This is a genomic window from Nitrobacter sp., from assembly GCF_051535215.1.
Classification (GTDB): domain Bacteria; phylum Pseudomonadota; class Alphaproteobacteria; order Rhizobiales; family Xanthobacteraceae; genus Nitrobacter.
The window spans coordinates 1-3409 of record NZ_JBPPLY010000038.1 but is presented as its reverse complement, the minus strand read 5'-3'; the positions used below and the strand labels follow the sequence as shown (position 1 = coordinate 3409).

Sequence of the window (3409 nt, the reverse complement as noted above, 5' to 3'; positions counted from 1 at the left end):
CACTGGTGATGTATCCGATCTACGCCTACGGCGACGAAAGCCAGCGCAAGAAATACCTGCCCAGGCTCGCGAGCGGCGAATGGATCGGTTGTTTCGGCCTCACCGAGCCGGATGCCGGGTCCGATCCGGGTGGCATGAAAACCGTCGCAGAAAAGGTATCGGATGGTTATCGGCTGACCGGCTCGAAGATCTGGATTTCCAATGCGCCGATCGCGGACCTGTTCATCGTGTGGGCGCGCTCGGCGGCGCACGACAATCAGGTCCGCGGCTTCGTGCTGGAGAAGGGCATGAAGGGCCTGTCCGCCCCCAAGATTGGCGGCAAGCTCAGCCTGCGCGCGTCGGTCACCGGCGAGATCGTGATGGATGGCGTGGTGGTTCCGGAAGAGAACCTGCTGCCGAACGTGTCCGGACTGAAAGGTCCGTTCGGCTGCCTGAACCGGGCGCGCTACGGCATTTCATGGGGTGTCATGGGCGCGGCGGAAGACTGCATGCAGCGCGCGCGGCAGTACGTGCTGGAGCGAAAGCAGTTCGGCCGCCCGCTGGCGGCAACGCAACTGGTGCAGAAGAAACTCGCGGATATGCAGACCGATATCGCGCTCGGGCTTCAGGGCAGCCTGCGCGTCGGGCGCTTGATGGACGAGGGAAGGATGGCGCCGGAGATGGTCTCCATCGTTAAACGCAACAATTGCGGCAAGGCGCTCGATATCGCACGGGCGGCGCGCGACATGCACGGCGGCAACGGCATCCAGATCGAATATCACGTGATGCGCCACGCCGCCAATCTCGAAACGGTCAACACCTATGAAGGCGCTCATGACGTCCACGCGCTGATCCTCGGCCGCGCCATCACCGGCATTTCCGCGTTTTCATAGGGTTCTTTAATGTTCGTCATGCCCGGCCTTGTGCCGGGCATCCACGTCTTGCAGCAGCAAAAAAGAAACGTGGATGACCGGGGATGAAGCCGGCCATGACAGCATAAACTTAGGCATTCACTCCGATGTCCAAGCCCTCTGACACCGAAGGCGACATCCCGTTCAACCGCGACTTTCCGCTGAAGCCGGGCGTTGCCGAGGAGATCGTGCCCGGCGTCCGCCGCGTGCTGTGCGACAATCCGGGCCCGTTCACCTTTACGGGAACCGTGAGCTACATCGTCGGCCGCGGCAAGGTCGCGATCATCGATCCGGGGCCGGACAGCGAGACCTATGCGAAGGCGCTGCTCGATGCGGTAAGGGGCGAGACCGTGACGCACGTCTTCGTCACCCACACCCATAGAGATCATTCGCCGAACACCGCGCGCATCAAGGCTGCCACCGGCGCGACGGTGTATGCGGAGGGGCCGCATCGCGCCTCGCGTCCGCGTTTTGAAAGCGAAAAGCACAATCCGGAATCCGGCGCTGACCGCGATTTCAATCCGGACGTCCGCCTTCGTGATGGCGAGGTGGTGGTCGGCGACGGCTGGGCGCTGGAAGCCGTGGCGACGCCGGGACACACGGCGAACCACATGGCCTTTGCGTGGAGAGAGCCAAAGCTTCTTTTTGTTGGCGATCACGTCATGGGCTGGTCCACTTCGATCGTCGCGCCGCCGGACGGATCGATGGTCGACTACATGGCTTCGCTCGAGAAGCTGTCGCGCCGGGACGAGCAACTGTATCTCTCCGGCCATGGCCCTGAAATCCGGGACGGCCCGCGTTTTGCGCGTCATCTCGTGCGGCACCGCAGGGCGCGCGAGGCGTCGATCCTGCATCGGCTCGCCAAAGGCGAGGCCGACATTCCGACCCTGGTCCGTGCCATCTATATCGGCCTTGATCCGCGGCTGTCCGGCGCCGCCGGCTACTCGGTGCTGGCACATCTGGAAGATCTGGTGGCGCGTGGCGTCGTGCTTACGGATGGCGATCCCGTCATCAGCGGCCGCTACCGGCTGGCGTGAGCTGGAACCTTTCCGCTTCTGAACCGGTGGCCACTTCGCTCGAAAACGCGCTAGCGCTTGCCTTCGCCCTTGGCGGGAGGCTTGACCGGCGCGCGCGGTTGCTTCGCCGGTTTCTCGACGGTGTTTTCAGCGGCGGCATTGATGTCGTCGATCAATTTGCTGACGCGCGCGGCATTGCTGCCGAGATCGTGTTCGAAATACCGCGACGACGAGCGGATATCGACCCGCGCCCCGTCGCTGTCGGGCGTGATACGGATCGCGACGTCCTCGCGGAATCCCATGACAGGCGTTTTCGCCACGGCCTCGATATGACCGGGCTGCCGTGGCTGCGGCGCGCGCGCATCGATCACCAGCCATTTGCGCCGGGCAACGAGTTTCTGAACGATCTCGAAAGCACGCTGGGCCGTCACCTCCAGGTCGACCGGCTCGATCTCCGGATAGGCTGCGCGCTGCAGTTCGGCGGAATAGAGTCCGGCGTAGACGGCGGTATTGGCGCCATCGGTGCCGCGCAGCCGTGCCAGTTCCACGAACTGCGGCGGATTGATCGGATCGGTGGTGATGTCGTGGATCGCCGGCAGGCTGCGATACCGCACGGCCAGGTATGCGGGATAGGCCAGTATCAGCGCATCCAGAAGCAGTGCGGTCAGAATGCGGCCTATGCCGCGCGAGCCGTCCCGCCAGAGCGCCACCAGACCCGCGAATGCCACCAGGATCGACAGGACGGCGCAGGCAAGCGCGCCGAAGAGGGTCGCTAGCGCCGGCTTGATCTCGAGGAAGCCGAATCGCACGATCATGACGGACACTACCGTCGCGACCGCCGAGAACAGCGCAAGCCGTCTCGACCACGTAGCCAGCGCGGAGAACGGTTCGGATTGATACGGCGCGGAAAACCTGCGAGCCATTGGAGAATCTCGTTGCGACAGGCGGTTGTCGCGGGATCACCTCGGGTCTGATTCAACGACGTTGAATCAGACCCATCGTTTATCTCTATGTTTGAGCATGATCTTTTCCGAGAACCGGTTTCCGCTTTTCGGGATCATGCTCTAGGGAAGTGAATTTGACATTTGCGACCCGCTTGACCGCGAGTTAGCGATACGAATGTCAAATACAAACTCCACGAGTAGCCTGTAATTGCTGATGGTCCTTCGATTCTAGCATTTGCAAAGACGCTCTCTGCAACCGGATGCAAATGTCAGAATCGGACCACTAGCGCATTTTGCCTTGCGGCGAAACGTCGGCGTCTGCGCGGGAGAGTTCGGCGAACTCGGCCGCCAGGAAGTCCAGCAATGCCCGTACCGACGGCAGCAACCCTCGCCGCGACGAGAATACGGCGTGGACGATGCCGGCGCCGGGTCTCCACTGCGGCAGCACGTCCACCAGCGCGCCCGAGTCGAGATCGGCCTTCACGACCATGGTCGGAAACTGTCCGACGCCGATGCCGCGTAAAGCCGCGAAGCGCAGCGCCACCATGTCCTCGGTGAT

Annotated in this window: 4 protein-coding genes; 2 read left to right on the top strand and 2 right to left on the bottom strand. The window is 62.8% G+C overall.

Going from position 1 to position 3409, the window contains the following annotated elements; translation table 11 throughout:
- Together ACS3WB_RS16340 and ACS3WB_RS16335 are read left to right on the top strand one after the other, a co-directional pair.
- Positions 1-872, top strand: an 872-nt coding sequence (locus ACS3WB_RS16340; RefSeq protein ID WP_438276529.1) for an acyl-CoA dehydrogenase family protein, incomplete at its 5' end; no start/stop codon positions are given.
- 125 nt (positions 873-997) lie between these two features.
- Complete coding sequence (locus tag ACS3WB_RS16335; RefSeq protein WP_438276528.1) at positions 998-1927, top strand: MBL fold metallo-hydrolase; 930 nt, start codon at positions 998-1000, stop codon at positions 1925-1927.
- A 50-nt stretch (positions 1928-1977) separates the two neighbouring features.
- Here ACS3WB_RS16335 and ACS3WB_RS16330 read toward each other — a convergent pair whose 3' ends face one another.
- Together ACS3WB_RS16330 and ACS3WB_RS16325 are read right to left on the bottom strand one after the other, a co-directional pair.
- Positions 1978-2829, bottom strand: coding sequence for a DUF1499 domain-containing protein (locus tag ACS3WB_RS16330; RefSeq protein ID WP_438276527.1), 852 nt, complete (start codon positions 2827-2829; stop codon positions 1978-1980).
- 304 nt (positions 2830-3133) lie between these two features.
- The coding region (locus ACS3WB_RS16325; protein ID WP_438276526.1) for a LysR substrate-binding domain-containing protein at positions 3134-3409 on the bottom strand (276 nt) is incomplete at its 5' end.

Excerpts from the sequence above, each read along its gene's own strand:
- ACS3WB_RS16330 (WP_438276527.1), bottom strand. The coding sequence starts at position 2,829 with ATGGCTCGCAGGTTTTCCGCGCCGTATCAATCCGAACCGTTCTCCGCG.
- ACS3WB_RS16335 (WP_438276528.1), top strand. The coding sequence starts at position 998 with ATGTCCAAGCCCTCTGACACCGAAGGCGACATCCCGTTCAACCGCGAC.